Consider the following 18033-nt stretch of genomic DNA (forward strand, 5'->3'; position numbering starts at 1 on the left):
TGTACCGCGCTGACTCTGCTGCCGGACGCCCCACGGGGGAGAGGCTCGACCAGACGTGCGTTGTCTGACCAGCCCACCACAGGAGGTGCCGGGTCGTGAGTCGAACCATTCCCCGCCTGCCGTTGTCGTTCGGTCAGCGTCGGCTGTGGTTTCTCGACCAGCTGCGGCCCGGCGCGGTGGACTACAACCTGCCGATGCTGGTCCGGTTGCGCGGCAGGCTCGACGCCGGTGCGCTGCGTGCCGCACTCACCGAGATCGTCGCGCGGCACGAGGTGCTGCGCACCCGGTACGCCGTGGTGGACGGCGAACCGGCGCAGGTGGTCGAGGACTCCGCGTGGCTCGAGCTGACCGAGACCGACGTCCGCGGCCTCGACCGCGAGCGGGTCGACGAGCTGGTCGAGAGCGGCTGGCGCAAGCCGTTCAACCTCGCCGGGGGACAGGTGCTGCGCGTGGCGCTGTTCCAGTTGGCCGACGACGAGCACCTGTTGCTCATCGTCACGGCGCACATCGCGTTCGACGGCTGGTCGTGGGGGGTGCTGGCCCGCGAGCTGCGTGAGCTGTACCGGTCGCTGACCACCGGAGAGCCCGTCTCACTCGCGCCGCTGCCGATCCAGTACGGCGACTTCGCGCGGTGGCAACAGGAATGGCTTTCCGGACAGCGGACCGAGGACCAGCTCGAGTACTGGCGGGGCAGGCTCGCGGGCCTGGCGCCACTGGAGCTGCCGACCGACCGGCCGCGCCCGCTGGTACTCGACGCGACCGGGGCGCGTGCCTGGTTCACCGTGCCCGCCTACCTCGTCGCCGCGTTGGCGCGGATCGCGAGGCAGCACCGGGCTTCGCCGTTCATGGTGCTGCTGGCGGGCTTCCAGCTCCTGCTCGGCCGGTACGCGGGCACCGACGACGTCGCGGTCGGCAGCCCGGTGGCCGGGCGCAACCGGATGGAGACCGAGGACCTCATCGGGTTCTTCGTGAACACCCTGGTGCTGCGGGCGGATCTGCGCGGTGATCCGTCCTTCGTGGACCTCCTGGAACGGGTGCGCAACACCACCCTCGACGCGTTCGACCACCAGGACGTGCCGTTCGAGCGGCTCGTGGACGAGCTGGTGCCGGACCGCGACCTGTCCCGCAACCCGTTGTACCAGGTCAGTTTCGTGTTGCAGAACGCGGCGGCGGAGCCGCTCGCCCTGCCGGGCATGGCCGTCGAGCCGGTGGGCACCCCGTTCGCCGCGTCGCCGTTCGACCTGACCCTGCACCTGGTCGAGCAGGCCGACGGGTCACTGGCAGGCGTCGTCGACTACGCGAGCGCCCTGTTCGACGAGGCCACCATCACCCGGCTCGGCGACCACTACGTGCGCCTGCTGACCAGCATCGCCGACGACCCGACCGCGCGTCTGTCCGAACTGGAATGGCTGACCGAGCCGGAGCGCACGCAGGTGCTGGTCGACTGGAACGACACGGGGACGCCCATGCCGTCGGCAGGCGTGCACGAGCTGTTCGAGGCGCAGGTCGCCCGCACGCCGGAGGCGGTCGCGATCCGGTTCGGCGACGTCGAGCTCACCTACGCCGAGGTCAACGCGGCCGCCAACCGGCTCGCCGCACGGCTGCGGTCACAGGGCGTCGAGCACGACTCGGTGGTCGCGCTGTGCCTGCCCCGCGAGCCGTCGCTGGTCGTCGCGGTGTTCGGTGTGCTGAAGGCGGACGCCGCCTACCTTCCCCTCGACCCGGACCATCCGGTCGACCGCCTGCGCGACCTGATCACCGACAGCGGCGTCGCGGCGGTGCTCACCACCGGCGCCCTGCGCTCCACCGTGGACGGCTCGTGCCCGGTCATCCTGGTGGACGACGACCCCGGCGACACCACGGCACAGAACCCGGTCTCGGAGTCCACACCGGACAGTCTCGCCTACGTCGTCTACACCTCGGGCTCGACCGGACGCCCCAAGGGCGTGCCGATCCCGCACCGGGCTCTGGTCAACTACGTCACCTGGTGCCAGAGCGCCTACGCGACCCCCGGTTCCGGCTCGCCGCTGTACTCCTCGCTGGCCTTCGACATGCCGGTCACCTCGGTGTTCCCCGCGCTGCTGTCCGGGGACACGGTCACGATCATCGCCGAGACCGGCGAACCCGGTCTCGGCGCGCTGGTGGCCGAGCTGGAACGTGGTGGCTTCGGCCTGCTGAAGATGACCCCGTCACACCTGGCGGTGCTCGGCCAGTCCCTGTCGCAGGACGGCTTCCGGCGTGCGGCGCGGCGGCTGGTGGTCGGCGGCGAGGAGCTGCCGGGCGAGCTGCTGGCGCCGTGGGCCCGGCATGCGCCGGACACGTTGGTGGACAACGAGTACGGCCCGACCGAGACGACCGTCGGCTGCTCGCTGTACGCGGGGACGGCCGCGGAGCTGCCCTCGGGGGTGCTGCCGATCGGCAGACCCATCGCCAACACCAGGATGTACGTCCTCGACCGTGATCTGCGCCTGCTGCCGGTCGGGGTGGCCGGCGAGCTGTACATCGGCGGCGCGCAGCTCGCCAGGGGGTACGTGGGGCGGCCGGAGCTGACCGCGGAGCGGTTCGTGCCCGACCCGTACTCGCCCGAGCCGGGCGGGCGGCTCTACCGCAGCGGCGACCTCGCCCGTTACCGCGCGGACGGCAACATCGTGTTCGCGGGCCGGGTGGACGACTACGTCAAGATCGGCGGCTACCGCGTCGAGCCCACCGAGGTCGAGGAGACCCTCGCCCGGCACCCGGCCGTGCGGACCGCCGTCGTCGTGGTGCGCGACCGGCAGCTGGTCGCCTACCTGCTCCCGGCCGACGGCGCCGACCTACGGCCCGGTGACCTGCGGACCTACCTGGCCGGCAGGCTGCCCGCCTACCTCGTGCCGCAGGCGTTCGTGACGCTCCCGGCGCTGCCGTTCACGCCGAGCGGGAAGATCGACCGCAAGGCGCTGCCCGCGCCGGCGGTACGCAGGCCAGAACTCACCGGCGACTACGTCCCACCGGTCACCCCGGCCCAGCAGACGATCGCCGCGGTCTGGGCCGACGTGCTCGACGTCGACCGGGTCGGCCTGCACGACGACTTCTTCGACCTCGGTGGCCACTCGCTGCTCGCCACCCGGGCGATCTTCGCGCTCCGCGACGCCTTCGGCGCGGACCTGGCGCTGCGGCTGATGTTCGAGCACCGCACAGTGGCCGGGCTGGCCGACGTGATCACGAACCAGGCCGCGCACGCGGACCGGATCGCGCCGATCGTCGCCGTCCGCCGGGACGGCCCCGTGCCGCTGTCGTTCGGCCAGCACCGGCTGTGGTTCCTCGACCGCCTCCAACCCTGCGCCACCGACTACCTGTCGCCGGTCGCGCTGCGGCTGCGCGGCCCCCTCGACCCGGCCGCGCTCGGCGGTGCACTGGACAAGGTGGTGGCCAGGCACGAGGTCCTGCGCACCCGGTTCCGCCAGGTCGACGGCGAGCCGACGCAGCTGGTCGACCCGCCGGGGCCCGTGCCCGTCGAGCACGTGGACCTGACCGGGCTCGAACCTCCCGCGCGGGAGGCGTCGGTGCACACGGTCGTCGCCGCCGACCTCGCCACCCCGTTCGACCTCGAACGCCAGTGGCCGGTCCGCGCCACGGTGATCCGGCTGGCCGACACCGAGCACGTCCTGCTGCTGACCGTGCACCACAGTGCGTTCGACGGCTGGTCGGTGGACATCCTCGCCACCGAGCTGGCCGAGGGCTACGCCGACCCCTCGTCCACTGTGGACCCACTGCCCGTCCAGTACGCCGACTACGCTGTGTGGCAACGGGAGCTGCTGTCCGGCGGAGCACTGGCCGCACAGCTCGACTACTGGCGCGACCGGCTCGCCGGCCTGGCCACGCTCGAACTGCCGACCGACCGGCCCCGCCCCCCGGTCCGCGACTCGGCAGGCGCCCACCTCGCGTTCACCGTCCCGGCGCAGCTGGCGCGGACGCTGACGAAGCTCGGGCGCGCGCAGGGGGCGACACCGTTCATGGTGCTGCTGGCCGCCTTCCAGGTGCTGCTCGGCCGCTACACCGGTCAGGCCGACGTGGCCGTCGGCACCCCGGTCGCGGGCCGGGACCGCGCGGAGATCGAGAAGCTCATCGGGTTCTTCGTCAACACCGTGGTCATGCGTGCCGACCTGTCCGGCGAACCGTCCTTCGTGGAGCTGGTGAACCGGGTGCGGCGTGGCGCGGTCGACGCCTACGCCAACGCCGACCTGCCGTTCGAGCGGCTGGTGGACGAGCTGCGCCCGACCAGGGACCTGTCCCGCAACCCGCTGTTCGGGGTGCTGTTCGACCTGCGGCACGCGCGGCGCACACCGTTCCGGCTGCCCGGCGTCGAGGTCGACCCGTTCGGGGTGGACCCGCGGATCGCCAAGTTCGACCTGAGCCTGACCGTCGACGAGCAGCCGGACGGCGAGCTGTGCTGCTACCTCGGCTACGCCACGGCCTTGTTCGACCGCACCACCATCGAACGGATGGCGGGGCACTTCGGCAGGCTGCTGGAGAGCATCGCGGCCGACCCGCACGCCCCGGTGTCCCGCCTGGACCTGCTCACCCCGGCCGAGCGCGAGCAGCTGCTGGTGGGGTGGCGCGGACAGCTGCTGGAGCGTCCACACAGGACTCTCCCCGAGCTGTTCGCCGACCAGGCACGGTCCACTCCGGACGCGCCGGCTGTCGTGTCCGGTGACCACGAGCTGACCTACGCCCGGCTCAACGCGAGGGCGAACCAGCTCGCCGACCACCTGCGCTCGCTCGGTGTCGGCCCGGAGACCCCGGTGGCCGTGGCCATGCGCCGGGACGCCGACCTGGTCACCTCGCTGGTCGCGGTCCTCAAGGCAGGTGCCTGCTTCGTGCCGCTCGACCCGGACTACCCGGCCGACCGGCTGGCGTTCATGGTGCGTGACTCCGGCGCGCGGGTCGTGCTCACCCAGTCCACCGTGGCCGGGCAGCTGACGGGCGGGGCAACGGTTCTCGCCGTCGACACGCTGTGGGACCGGCTCACCGCGTGCTCGGTCGACGACCCGCCGCCCGTCGACCCGTTCGGCGCCGCCTACGTCATGTACACGTCCGGGTCTACCGGCGAGCCGAAGGGTGTCGTGGTCACCCACGCAGGCATCCGCAACCGGGTGCTCTGGGCGGTGGACCGCCACCGGCTCGGTCCTGCCGACCGCCTGCTGCAGAAGACCACGATCGGTTTCGACGCGGCGATGTGGGAGTTCCTCGCGCCGCTGGTGTCCGGCGGTGCGGTCGTGCCGGCACCCGACGGCGTGCAGCGTGACGCGGCGGCCATGGTCCGGGCCGTCGTCGAGCACGACATCACCGTGCTGCAGCTGGTTCCTTCGATGCTGCGGCTGCTGGTCGAGGAGCCGGGGCTGGCCGGGTGCCGCTCGCTGCGGATGATCTTCTGCGGCGGGGAGGCGTTGCCTGCCCGGCTGTGCGCGCGGGCACGGGAGGTCCTGGACGTCGAGGTGTTCAACACCTTCGGCATGACCGAGTGCTCGATCGACGTGACCGCGGCACTGTACGACCCGGCGGACCCCGGTGAGATCGTCCCGGCGGGCACCGCACTGCCCAACACGCAGATCCTCGTGCTGGACGCGGCGGACAACCCGGTCCCGATCGGGCTGCCGGGGGAGATCTGCGTCGCGGGCGTGCATCTGGCCCGTGGCTACGTGAACCGGCCCGATGCCACCGCGGTTCGCTTCACCCCCAACCCGTTCGGCACCGTGCCCGGCGACCGGCTCTGCCGCAGCGGCGACCTCGGGCGCTGGCGTGTCGACGGGTCGCTGGAGGTACTCGGCCGCCTCGACCACCAGGTCAAGGTGAACGGGGTCCGCATCGAGCTGGGTGAGATCGAGGCCGCGCTCGGCACCCACCCGGGCGTCCGCGTCGGCATCGTGAGCGTGCACCAGCCCTCGGCGGGCGACAAACGGCTGGTCGCCTACGTGCTGCCCGCCGACGGTGCCCGGCCCGACGCCGCCGAGCTGCGTGCCCATCTCGGTCAGCGGCTGCCCGCGCCGATGCTGCCGTCGATCTTCCTGACCCTCGACGAGCTGCCGCTCACGTCGAGCGGCAAGGTCGACCGCACTGCGCTCCCGGTACCGGACGGTCACCGGTCCGACCTGGTGGGCGAGTACGTCGAACCGAGCACCACCGACGAGTGCGTGGTCGCCGCCGTCTGGGCCGACGTGCTCGGCGTGGACCGGGTCGGCGCACGCGACAACTTCTTCGAACTGGGCGGTCATTCCCTGCTCGCCACCCGGGTGATCTTCCGGCTGCGCCAGGTCCTCGGCGTCGAGCTGCCACTCGCCGACATGTTCACGACGCCGACCGTGGTCGGGGTCGCGCAGCTGCTCGGGCTGGCGAGGTCCGGGGCCGCCTCGACACCGATCACACCCGTGTCCGGTGTGGACGGTCTCGCGCTCTCGTTCGCCCAGCAACGCCTGTGGTTCCTCGACCAGCTCGACCCGGGCAGCACCGAGTACCTGGTGCCCTTCGCCCTCCGGCTGCGCGGCCCGCTCGACCCCTCGGCGCTCGAGGCCGCGCTGACCGACGTGATCGCCCGGCACGAGACACTGCGCACCCGGTACGTGGCCGTGGACGGCGAACCAGTGCAGGTGATCGACCCGCCGCGCCCGCTCCACCTGGGGCGCACCGAGCTGGGCGACCGGAACCCGGCCGACCTCGTCGACGAGGAGAGCCTGCGCCCGATCGCGCTCGACCGCGAGTGGCCGATCCGGGCGCGACTGGTCCGCGTCACGCCCGACGAGCACCTGTTCCTGCTGACCATGCACCACATCGCGGGTGACGGGTGGTCGACCGGGCTGCTGTTCGGCGAGCTGACCGAACGCTACCGCGCGCACCTCGCAGGCACACCGTCCCCTGTGGACACTCTGCCCGTGCGGTACGCGGACTTCGCGGCGTGGCAGCGGGACTGGTTCACCGGTCCGGTCCGGGAAGGTGAGCTGACCTACTGGCGGGACCGCCTGGCCGGCCTGACCCCGACAGAGCTGCCGACCGACCGCCCGAGGGCCGCGCAACGTGACCTCGCGGGTGCGTTCGTGTCCGTCGACGTGCCCGCCGAGACCGGTGACGCGGTCCTCGGCGTCGGCCGCGCCCTCGGCGCCACCCCGTTCATGGTGCTGCTGGCCGCGTTCCAGGTGCTGCTGGCCAGGTACACCGGCGAGCACGACGTGGTGGTCGGCACCCCGGTGTCCGGCCGCACCAGGGCCGAGACGGCCGACATGATCGGACTCTTCGTGAACACCCTGGTGCTGCGTGGCGACCTGTCCGGCGAGCCGGGCTTCACCGACCTGGTAGCGCGGGTCAGGGACGCGGCCGTGCGCGACTACCCGCACCAGGACCTGCCGTTCGAGCAACTGGTCGACGAGCTGGCGCCGGAGCGGGACCTGTCGAGGAACCCGTTGTTCCAGATCATGTTCGAGGCCGACGCCGCGGGCCGGACCGCGCTCACCCTCGGCGACGTGGTGGTCGAGCCTGCGCACGGCACGTGGCACGCGGCGAAGTTCGACCTCGGCGTGCGCGTCGAGTACCGGTCCGACGCGGCGATGACCGTGCACGTCGAGTACACCACCGCGTTGTTCGACCGCGCCACCGTCGAGCGGCTCGCCGGGCACTACCGCCAACTGCTGGAGAGCATTGCCGCGCACCCGGACACCCCGGTACTCGACCTGGAGCTGCGCACCGAGGCCGAACAGCGCGAATGGCTCGACCGGGGCGCGGGATCCTCGGCCGACGAGCCGGCGGGGTGCGTGCCGGAGCTGTTCGAACGGCGCGTGGCCGCGCACCCCGACGCGGTGGCCGTGGTGTTCGGCGACGTCGAGCTGACCTACGCCGAGCTGAACGCGCGGGCGAACCGGCTGGCCCACCACCTGCGACGGCTCGGTGTCGGCCGGGAGAACACGGTCGCGGTCTGCCTCGAACGCGGCCCGGAGGCCGTCGTGGCACTGCTCGGCGTCCTCAAGGCGGGCGGCGTCTACGTGCCGTTCGACCCGGACCACCCCCGGCGGCGACTGTGGGCGATGCTCGAGGACGCGGGCGCGGACGTCGTGCTCACCCAGCGCCGGTTCGCCGACCGGCTGACGAGCGGCCGGGCGAAGGTCCTCGCGATCGACGACGACCAGCCGTACGCGCGGGAGTGCGCCGAGAACCCGGCGAGCGTCGTCGGCCGCGACGACCTCGCCTACATGATCTACACCTCCGGCTCGACCGGGCAGCCCAAGGGCGTGCTGATCGAGCACGGTTCGTACGTGCAGCACTGCGAGGTGATCGCCGGCGAGTACGACATCGTGGCGGGCGACCGGGTGGTGCTGCTGTCCGCGCTGACCTTCGACGTCGCGATGGACCAGATGGCGGCCACGCTGCTGGCGGGCGCGACGGTCGTGGTGAGTGACCCGGTGTTCTGGAGCCCGGCCGAGCTGCCTGACCGGCTCGCCGGGTACGGGGTGACCACCGTGGAGATCACCCCCGCCTACTACCGGGAGATGCTCGACTCGCTCGGCGCGGACGTGGACCGGCTGGCCCGCGTCAAGCTGATGAACGTCGGCAGCGACGTCGTCACCGTCGACGACGCCCGGCGCTGGGCGGAGACCGGTCTGCCCGGCCGGTTCCTGTGCAACTACGGTCCGACCGAGGCGACCGTCACCTGCCTGCTGCACCCGGTGTCCGGCGACCTGTCGGACGCCAGGGGAGAGGCGGCGATGCCGCTCGGGCGACCGGTCCCCGGCACCCGCGCCTACGTCGTCGACGCACACCTGCGGCCGCTGCCCGTCGGGGTGCCCGGTGAGCTGCTGCTCGGCGGGGTGCGGTTGGCCCGCGGCTACCACCGGCGGCCGGAGCTGACCGCCGACCGGTTCGTGCCGGACCCGTTCGGCGACGTGCCCGGCGCGCGGCTGTACCGGACGGGAGACCTCGTGCGCCGCGGGCCGGACGGCGACCTGGAGTTCCTCGGGCGCATCGACCAGCAGGTGAAGGTCCGCGGCTTCCGGATCGAGCTCGGGGAGATCGAGGCGGCGCTGGCCGGCCATCCCGACGTGCGGGCGGTCGCCGTGGTCGCGACGGACGGAGGTGCCGGTGGCCGGGCGCTGGCCGCGTACCTCGTCATGCGTGACGGGGTGGCGCTCGACCCCGCCGTGCTGCGGGCCTACCTGCGTGAGCAGGTCCCCGACTACATGATCCCGTCGTGGTGGACGGTGCTACCGGCACTGCCGCTGACCACGAGCAAGAAGGTCGACCGGAAGGCACTGCCCGCACCGGACCGGGTTCGCCCGGACCTCGACGAGTCCTATGTCGCGCCACGGGACACGGCGGAGGAGGTCATCGTCGGGATCTGGGCGGAGGTGCTCGGCCGTGACCGGATCGGCGTGCACGACGACTTCTTCGCCGCGGGCGGGCATTCCCTTCTCGCGACGAGGGTTCTCGCCCGTCTCCGTGACACGTTCGGGGTCGAGCTGCCGCTGCGTGCGCTGTTCGAGGCGACCACCGTGGCGGACCTCGCCGAGGTGGTGCGGACCGCGATCGAGGCCGAGATCGACCAGCTGACCGACGCCGAGGTGGCACTCCAGCTGACGCGGGAAGGCAAGCGATGAAACACCTTCTGTCAACCTCGGGTGAGGAGGCCGGCAGCCGCACCTCAGGGGGACGTGAGCCACACCGGTCCACTCTCTCCCGCGAAGAACTGCTGCGGCTGCGGTTGCGTGGTGCGGCGAAGCCCGAGCAGGCCGACGAGATACCGCGGCTGCCGAGGGGCGACGGGCTGCCGCTCTCGTTCGCGCAGCGCAGGCTGTGGGTGTTGGACCGGATCCGACCCGGCGGCACCGAGTACCTGATGCCGGTGCTGCTGCGGCTGCGCGGCGACCTGGACGTTCCCGCCCTGCGGCGGGCGCTGGACGAGATCGTGGCCCGGCACGAGGTCCTCCGGACCCGGTACGCCACTGTGGACGGTGAGCCGGTCCAGGTGATCGACCCGCCGGGACCCCTGCCCCACACCGATGTGCGCGACGGCGACCTCGCCGACCTGGTGGCCGCGGCAGGCGACGAGCCGCTCGACCTGGCCACCGAGTGGCCGATCCGCGCGATGCTGGCGCGGGTCGCCGACGACGAGCACGCGTTGCTGCTGACACTGCACCACATCGCGGCCGACGGGTGGTCCGAGTCGGTGTTGCTGACCGAGCTGGACACCCTGTACGGGGCGTTCGCGGCAGGCGGATCCTCACCGCTGCCGGTCCCGACGGTCCAGTACGCGGACTTCGCGGCCTGGCAACGCGAACGCCTGTCCGGCACGCGGCTGACCGAGCGGCTCGACTACTGGCGTACCCGGCTGTCCGGGCTCGCGCAGCTCGAACTGCCGACCGACCGGCCACGCGGTCCGGTCCGCGACGCCGACGGCGCCACGGTCACGTTCACCGTGCCCGCCGAGCTGGCCCGCACACTGACCGCGCTCGGCCGTGCGCACGGCGCCACCCCGTTCATGGTGCTGCTGGCCGCGTTCCAGCTGCTGCTCGGCCGCCACGCGGGCCAGACCGACGTGGTGGTCGGCAGTCCCGTCGCCGGACGCGACCGCACCGAGCTGGACAGGCTGATCGGCCTGTTCGTCAACATGGTCGTGCTGCGGACCGACCTGTCCGGCGACGTGTCCTTCACCGACGTCCTGGCCAGGGTGCGGGAGACCGCGCTCGGCGCCTACGAGCACCAGGACATCCCGTTCGAGCGGCTCGTCGACGAGCTGGCACCGGTGCGGGACGCCTCCCGCACACCGTTGTTCCAGGTGGTCTTCCAGCTCGCCACCGTCGCGGGCGAGCCGTCCGCCGACCGTGCCGGCCTGCGTGCCGAGCAGCTGCCGGCCGGGTGGAGCGTCGCCAAGTTCGACCTGAGCCTCGCCCTCGTCCCTCGGGCCGACGGCTCGCTGGTCGGCGAGCTGGAGTACGCGACCGCGCTGTTCGACCGCGCCACGATCGAACGGATGACCGGCCACTACCTGCGGCTGCTGACCAGCATCGCCGCCCGGCCGGACCTCCCGACCCACAGGCTGGAGCTGTTGACCGGCGCCGAACGCGAGTTGCTCGTGGAGTGGAGCGGGTCGGGCGAGAGCCACCCGACCGGCCCGAGCCTGCCGGAGGTGTTCCAGGCGCAGGTGGCGCGCACCCCGGACGCGGCCGCGGTGAGCCACGACGGCACCTCGCTTACCTACGCCGGGCTGAACGCGCGGGCGAACCGGCTCGCACACCACCTGCGGGGCCTCGGGGTCGGGCCGGAGACACTGGTCGGCGTCTGCCTCGACCGCGGCATCGACGTGGTGGTGGCACTACTCGGCGTCCTCAAGGCCGGCGCGGGCTACCTCCCGCTCGATCCGGGGCAGCCGGCCGACCGCCTCGCCTACATCGTCGACGACGCCGGAGTCGACGTCGTGATCTGCCACGACGAGCGGTTCAACACGGTGACCACCGTCGCGCCCGACCAGGAGAGCGGATCCGACACCGACCCCGCCCCACTGTCCACAGCGGACAACGTGGCCTACGTGATCTACACGTCCGGTTCGACCGGCAGGCCCAAGGGCGTCCCGGTGACGCACGCCAACGTGCTGCGGCTGCTGCGGTCCTGCGAGGCCGACTTCGGTTTCGGCCCGACCGACGTGTGGACCCTGTTCCACTCCTACGCCTTCGACTTCTCGGTCTGGGAGCTGTGGGGTGCCCTGCTCTACGGGGGCCGGGCCGTCGTCGTGCCCTTCACCGTGTCCCGGTCCCCGAGCGAGTTCCTCGACCTGCTGATCGCCGAACGGGTCACCATCCTCAACCAGACCCCGTCGGCCTTCCGGGGCCTGGTCGAGGCCGTCACCGAGGCCGATCCCGCACCGGACGCCCTGGCCCTGCGCCGGATCGTGTTCGGCGGCGAGGCACTGGACGTGGCGGAGCTGGCGCCCTGGTTCGAGCGGTTCGGCGACACCGGGCCGCGGCTGGTCAACATGTACGGGATCACCGAGACCACCGTGCACGTGACACACCACGCCATCGACCCGGCCGAGCACAGGCGCAGCCCGATCGGCCGCCCGCTGGCCGACCTGCGGGTGTACGTGCTCGACCACGACCTCAACCCGGTACCGGTCGGGGTGCGTGGCCAGCTCTACGTGTCCGGCCCGGGCGTGGCTCGCGGCTACCTCGGCCGACCGGGACTGACGGCCGACCGGTTCGGCCCCGACCCGTTCGCGACCACGCCGGGCGCCCGGATGTACCGGACAGGTGACCTGGCCCGCCTCACCGGCGACGGCGCACTGGAGTTCCTCGGCCGGGTCGACGACCAGGTCAAGATCCGCGGCCACCGGATCGAACCGGGCGAGGTCGAGGCCGCCATCGCGACACATCCGGCGATCGACAAGGCCGTCGTGATCGCCCACCAGCGCGCGGGCGAACGGGAACACCGCCTGGTCGCCTACGTGGTGCCCGCTGTCGGCCACACGTTCCGGGTCGACGAACTACGCGACCACCTCGGCCGGACGCTGCCGTCGTACATGGTGCCCGCCCAGTTCGTGCCGGTCGACACCGTCGTCGTGACGGCCAACGGGAAGGTCGACCGCAGGGCCCTGCCGGATCCGGACGAGCACCGAGGCGCCCCGAGCGGCGACCACGTCGCGCCACGCACGCCCGTCGAACAGCTCATCGCGGAGGCCTGGACCGAGGAGCTCGCCGAACCGGCCGTCGGCGTGCACGACAACTTCTTCGGCCTCGGTGGCGACTCGATCCGCGCCATCAGGGTCATCGGCGCACTGCGCAGGCGCGGCATCGAGCTGACCGTGACCGACCTGCTGGTCCACCAGACCATCGCCGGGCTCGCCCGCTACCTCGAGACGGCCGCACGGCCCACCGCGGAGAGCGTGGAGGAGCAGCGGGTCGGCCCGTTCGAGCTGCTCGGCGACGCCGACCGTGCCGCGCTGCCCGCAGGCCTGGCCGACGCGTACCCGATGTCCATGGTGCAGGCCGCGATGGTCTACCAGATGATCGCCGACGAGGAGGACAGCCCGTACCACAACATCACGCTCTTCCCGATCGCCGACGACGCCCCGTTCAGCCTCCCCGCGCTGCGCGAGGCCGCGACGCTGCTGGCCGCACGGCACGAGATCCTGCGCACCTGCTTCGCCCTGACCGGCTACACCGAGCCACTGCAGCTCGTGGCCGCCACCGGCGCCGTCGAGGTCGGCTTCGACGACCTGCGCACGATTCCGGCCGACGAGCGGGACGCGGTCATCCAGCGGTTCGTGACCCACACCCGGGCCAGGCCCTTCGACGTCGGCCGGGCCCCGATGCTGCGCTTCCACGTCCACCAGACCGACGACGACCGCTGGCTCTTCTCGTTCATCGAGTGCCACGCCATCCTCGACGGCTGGAGCCACCACTCGCTGATCACCGAGCTGATGGCCGGGTACCGAACGATCCGCGACGGGCGCGAACCGGCACCGGCGCAGGCACACACGGTCCGCTACGCCGACTACGTCGCCGCCGAGAACCGCTCCCTGACCTCCGGAGTGGACGGTGAGTTCTGGGCGGACCGGCTCGCCAGGTTCGACCGTGTCGAGCTGCCCGCGGGCTGGGCCGCGGCACCCGAAGCCGCCGAGCGCCCCTACCAGCTCCGGGTACCCTTCGACGACCTCGACGCGGGACTGCGCCGACTGGCCGCGGCAGCGGGGGCACCGCTCAAGAGCGTGCTGTTCGCCGCGCACCTGAAGGTGCTGAGCGTGCTCAGCGGGACGTCCAGGTTCCACACCGGGCTCGTCACCAACGGACGGCTGGAGACCCACGGCGGCGCGGCCGTGTGCGGCATGCACCTCAACACCCTCCCGATCGGTGTCGAGCTGACCGGCGCCACCTGGACGGAACTGGTCCGGCAGGTGCTGGCCGAGGAGGTGGCGGCCTGGCCGCACCGCCGGTTCCCGCTGCCGGAGATGCAGCGTGCCTGGGGCGGTGGCACCCCGCTCGTCGAGGTCGCGTTCACCTACCTCGACTTCCACGTGCTCGACAGCAGGCGGATCGAGTCCGCGGGCGTCGTCGACGTCAGCCCCAACGAGTTCGGCCTCGACGTGTGGACCTTCCCCGGGGTGCTGTTCCTGTCCGCTCAACCAGGCCGGATCAGCCGTGCCAACGGGCAGCGGCTCGCCGGGCTGTACCGCCGCGTCCTCGCGGACATGGCCGCCGACCCCCTCGGCGACGCGCGCACGACCGCACTCGACGAGCACGAGACCGGGCGGCTGGCGTCCTTCGCCTCCGGCCCGCGTGCCGACTACCCCGACGCCTGCGTGCACGAGCTGTTCGAACGCCAGGTCGCCCGCACCCCGGACGCGGCCGCGCTGCGTGGTGCGGACGGCACGGAGGTCACCTACGCCGTGCTGAACGCCCGCGCCAACCGGCTCGCCCACCACCTGCTGGACCGGGGTGTCCGGCCGGAGTCCCTGGTCGGGGTGCTGCTACGGCGCGGCCCCGAGCTGGTGGTCGCACTGCTCGCGGTGCTCAAGGCAGGCGCGGCCTACCTCCCGCTCGACCCCGGCGACCCGCCGCTGCGGCTGGCCACCCTGCTCGGCGAGGCAGGCGCCGGCCTCGTGCTCACCGAGACAGCCCTGGCCGACCGCGTGGCCACACCGGTCGTCCTGCTGGACACCGACCTAACCGGACAGTCCGAAACGGACCCGGCGAGCGGCGCGACACCGGACTCGCTCGCGTACGTGATCTACACCTCCGGTTCCACGGGCACGCCGAAGGGCGTGCTGATCGAGCACCGCAACGTGGTCAACTACCTGTCCTGGTGCCGGGGCGCCTACACGCCGCTCGGCGGCTCCGGCGCGGTCCTGTACTCCTCGATGGCCTTCGACCTCCCGGTGACCACGCTGTTCCTGGCGCTGCTGTCCGGCCAGCCGGTGACCGTCACCGCCGACGACGGCGTGCCGGGCATCGGCGCGCTGGTGGACGTCCTCGAACACGGCCGGTTCGGCCTGCTCAAGCTCACCCCGGCACACCTGGCGGTGCTCAACCAGGCACTGTCGGCCGATGCCGTGCGCACCGCGGCGGGCCGGCTGGTCGTGGGTGGCGACGAACTGGTCAGGGACGCGGTCTCCACCTGGGCGCGGCACGCCCCGGACACGGTGGTGGACAACGAGTACGGGCCGACCGAGACCACCGTCGGCTGCTCGCTGTTCGAGACGACCGCCGCCGACCTGCCCCCAGGGGTGGTGCCGATCGGCAGGCCGATCGCCAACACGGTGTTCCGGGTGCTCGACGCGAACCAGCGGCCGGTCCCGGTCGGGGTGACCGGTGAGCTGTACATCGGCGGCGCGCAGCTCGCCCGCGGCTACGTCGGACGCCCCGACCTGACGGCGGCGCGGTTCGTGCCGGATCCGTACGCCGAGGGCCAACGCCTGTACCGCAGCGGGGATCTGGCCCGCTACCGCGACGACGGCATCCTGGAGTTCGCCGGCCGCGCGGACAACCAGGTCAAGATCCGCGGCTACCGCATCGAGCTCGGCGAGATCGAGGCCGCGCTGTGCGGGCATCCGGCCGTGGCGAAGGCCGCCGTACGGGTCGCCGTGATGCCCGGCGGGGACCGGGACCTCGTCGGCTACCTCGTGCGGGCCGAAGGCGCGACGATCGACCCGGCCGGCGTGCGGGACTGGCTGTCGACGCGCCTGCCCGGCCACCTCGTCCCGCCGTCGATCATGGTGCTCGACGCGCTGCCGCTCACGCGGAACGGCAAGGTGGACGCGGCGAAGCTGCCCGAGCCGGCCGACCCGCGTGCGGGGGCCGCCTACCTGGCGCCGAGGACCGCGACCGAGGGCATCCTCGCCGCCGCGCTGGCCGAGGCCCTGGGCCGGCAGAAGGTCGGGATCGACGAGGCGTTCACCGACCTCGGCGGCCACTCCATGACAGTCATGCGGGTGATACTGAAGCTCCGCGACGAGCACGGGATCTCGGTGCCGTTCCGGGCCTTCTACCAGCACCGCACGGTCGCCGAGCTGGCCCGCGCCATCGACCCCGGAGCACGGGACGGCCTGCGGTCCACGGTGGTCGCGGACCGCGACGGCGACTGGTCGGACGCGCTGCTCTGGTTCCGCCGCTCCGGCACCAGGCCGCCGTTGTTCTGTGTGTACCCGGGCGGGGGCCAGTGGTACGTGCACCTGGCCGAGTGCATCGACGCGGACCGCCCGGTGGCCGCCCTCGAATGGCCGGGCCTGCACCGGGACGCGCCGTCCCCGCAGAGCATCGGCTCCGTCGCCGAGCTGTTCGTCGCCGAGGTGCGTGCCGTGCGGCCGACCGGCCCCTACCACCTGTTGGGCTGGTGCGGCGCCGGTCCGGTCACCCTCGAGATGGCCCACCGGCTGCGGCGTGACGGCGAGCAGGTCACCCTCGCGCTGCTCGATCCTGCGCTGGACAGCCACACCAGGAGCAACCTCTGGGAGGAGACCGCGATGTTCGTGCGGGGCGAGACCGTGCTGGAGAAGCTCGACCAGGCGCGGACAGCCGACGAGATCACCGCACTGCAGCGCGAGTTCCTCGAGGTGCTCGACTACATCATCGACGAGGGCGGCAAGGACGCGCCGCTGCCGGGCGACACGTTCTGGGCGGGCAGGCTGCGGGTCTGGCGGGAGCTGACCCAGGCGATGCTCGGCTACCGGCAGCGACCCACTCCGGGACACCTGCACCTGCTCGTCGGCGACGAGCTGGCGGGTGGTGGCCACGACGTCTCGTGTGGACAGACGGTCACGGAGTACCTGGACCGGTGGGGTGAGCTGACACCCGGCGGCCTCGAGGTGCACCGGGTCGGCGGCGACCACCTCGGTGTGCTGCGCAGGCCACACGTCGACGACCTCGCGCGTCTGCTCACCCGCCTCATGGCGGCATCGGAAACCCGACAGGACACCCAGAAGGATGTGAACTGATGTCGACAGCCATCGACGTCGACGCCGCGGCCGGCGTCGTCACGCTGAGCCGGGCCGACGCGCCGGCCGCCGAACAGGTGGCAGCCACACTGCTGGCCGTTGCGGGCGAGCTGATCGACGATCCGTCGTGGATCGCCGAGGCCGCACTGCGGTGGCACGACCTGCCCGAGTCGCTGCGCAGGCCGCTGCTCGCCTACCGCCGCAACTCCGGCCGGACCGGTGCGTTGCTGGTCCGCGGCCTGTCGGTGGACGAGTCGAGCCTGCCCGAGACGCCCATGGTGAGCGGTTCCGCGCAACGCGAGGCGACACTTCCCGCCGCGCTCCTCATGCTCGTGGCCGCCGCTTTCGGCGACCCGATCGCGTTCCGTGAGGAGAAGTCCGGCGCCATGGTGCAGAACGTGGTGCCGGTGCCCGGCAGGGAGGACGTCCAGGGCAACGAGGGCTCGGTCCTGCTGACGTTCCACAACGAGAACGCCTTCCACGAACACCGCCCGGACTACGTGCTGCTGTGCTGCCTTCGTGCCGACCACGACCGGATCGCCGGACTGCGCACCGCGTCCATCCGGCAGGTGCACGGGATGCTCACCGAATGGCACCGGGAAGCGTTGTTCAGGAAGGACTTCGTCACCGCGCCGCCGCCGTCGTTCGGCGCCGCGCTCGGGGAGTCGGAGCCACACGCGGTGCTGTCCGGTGCCCTGGAGGACCCGGACGTGATGGTGGACTTCGCCGCCACCAAACCGCTGACCGAGCAGGCCGGTGACGCGCTGGTCGAGCTGCAGAGCCTGTTCGCCGCCAACGCGCTCACGCACTACCTGACACCCGGCGATCTGGCCATTGTGGACAACCGAGTGACGGTGCACGGCCGGACGGGCTTCGCCCCGCGCTACGACGGGCGGGACCGCTGGCTGCAGCGCACGACTGTGACCCAGAACCTGCGCCGGTCCCGGCTCCTCCGGGCCGACGACGGCCACGTCCTCGGCGGCTGAGCACATGACTGTTCCGCCTCCCCGGAATTCGACGTGCTGGTCGCGTTGGAGGACGGCGGGTCCTCGTGCTCGTGGCCGGGTCGCGCCACGTTCCCCCGACGCGCGGCT

Annotated in this window: 3 protein-coding genes; all 3 read left to right on the forward strand. The window is 72.4% G+C overall.

Annotated features, from left to right (window positions below; all coding sequences use genetic code 11):
• The first annotated feature begins 95 nt into the window (after positions 1-95).
• From CLV71_RS20535 to CLV71_RS20545, 3 genes are read left to right on the forward strand one after another with little or no spacing between them, the layout of a single operon-like run.
• A complete protein-coding gene (locus tag CLV71_RS20535; RefSeq protein ID WP_133904446.1) occupies positions 96-9614 on the forward strand; it encodes a non-ribosomal peptide synthetase in 9519 nt (3172 codons plus the stop codon).
• Positions 9611-16939: a non-ribosomal peptide synthetase gene (locus CLV71_RS20540; protein ID WP_133904447.1), complete on the forward strand. Its 7329-nt coding sequence runs from the start codon at positions 9611-9613 to the stop codon at positions 16937-16939. The genes CLV71_RS20535 and CLV71_RS20540 overlap by 4 nt, the downstream gene beginning before the upstream one ends.
• Positions 16939-17925 (forward strand): TauD/TfdA family dioxygenase, encoded by a 987-nt coding sequence (locus CLV71_RS20545; RefSeq protein WP_133904448.1) that lies wholly within the window; start codon positions 16939-16941, stop codon positions 17923-17925. Before CLV71_RS20540 ends, CLV71_RS20545 begins: the two co-directional genes overlap by 1 nt.
• Positions 17926-18033 lie beyond the last annotated feature (108 nt).

The sequence above is a fragment of the Actinophytocola oryzae genome (assembly GCF_004364325.1).
Taxonomy (GTDB): domain Bacteria; phylum Actinomycetota; class Actinomycetes; order Mycobacteriales; family Pseudonocardiaceae; genus Actinophytocola; species Actinophytocola oryzae.

Coding starts and splice junctions, on each gene's coding strand:
- CLV71_RS20545 (WP_133904448.1), top strand. CDS start 16,939: ATGTCGACAGCCATCGACGTCGACGCCGCGGCCGGCGTCGTCACGCTG.
- CLV71_RS20540 (WP_133904447.1), top strand. CDS start 9,611: ATGAAACACCTTCTGTCAACCTCGGGTGAGGAGGCCGGCAGCCGCACC.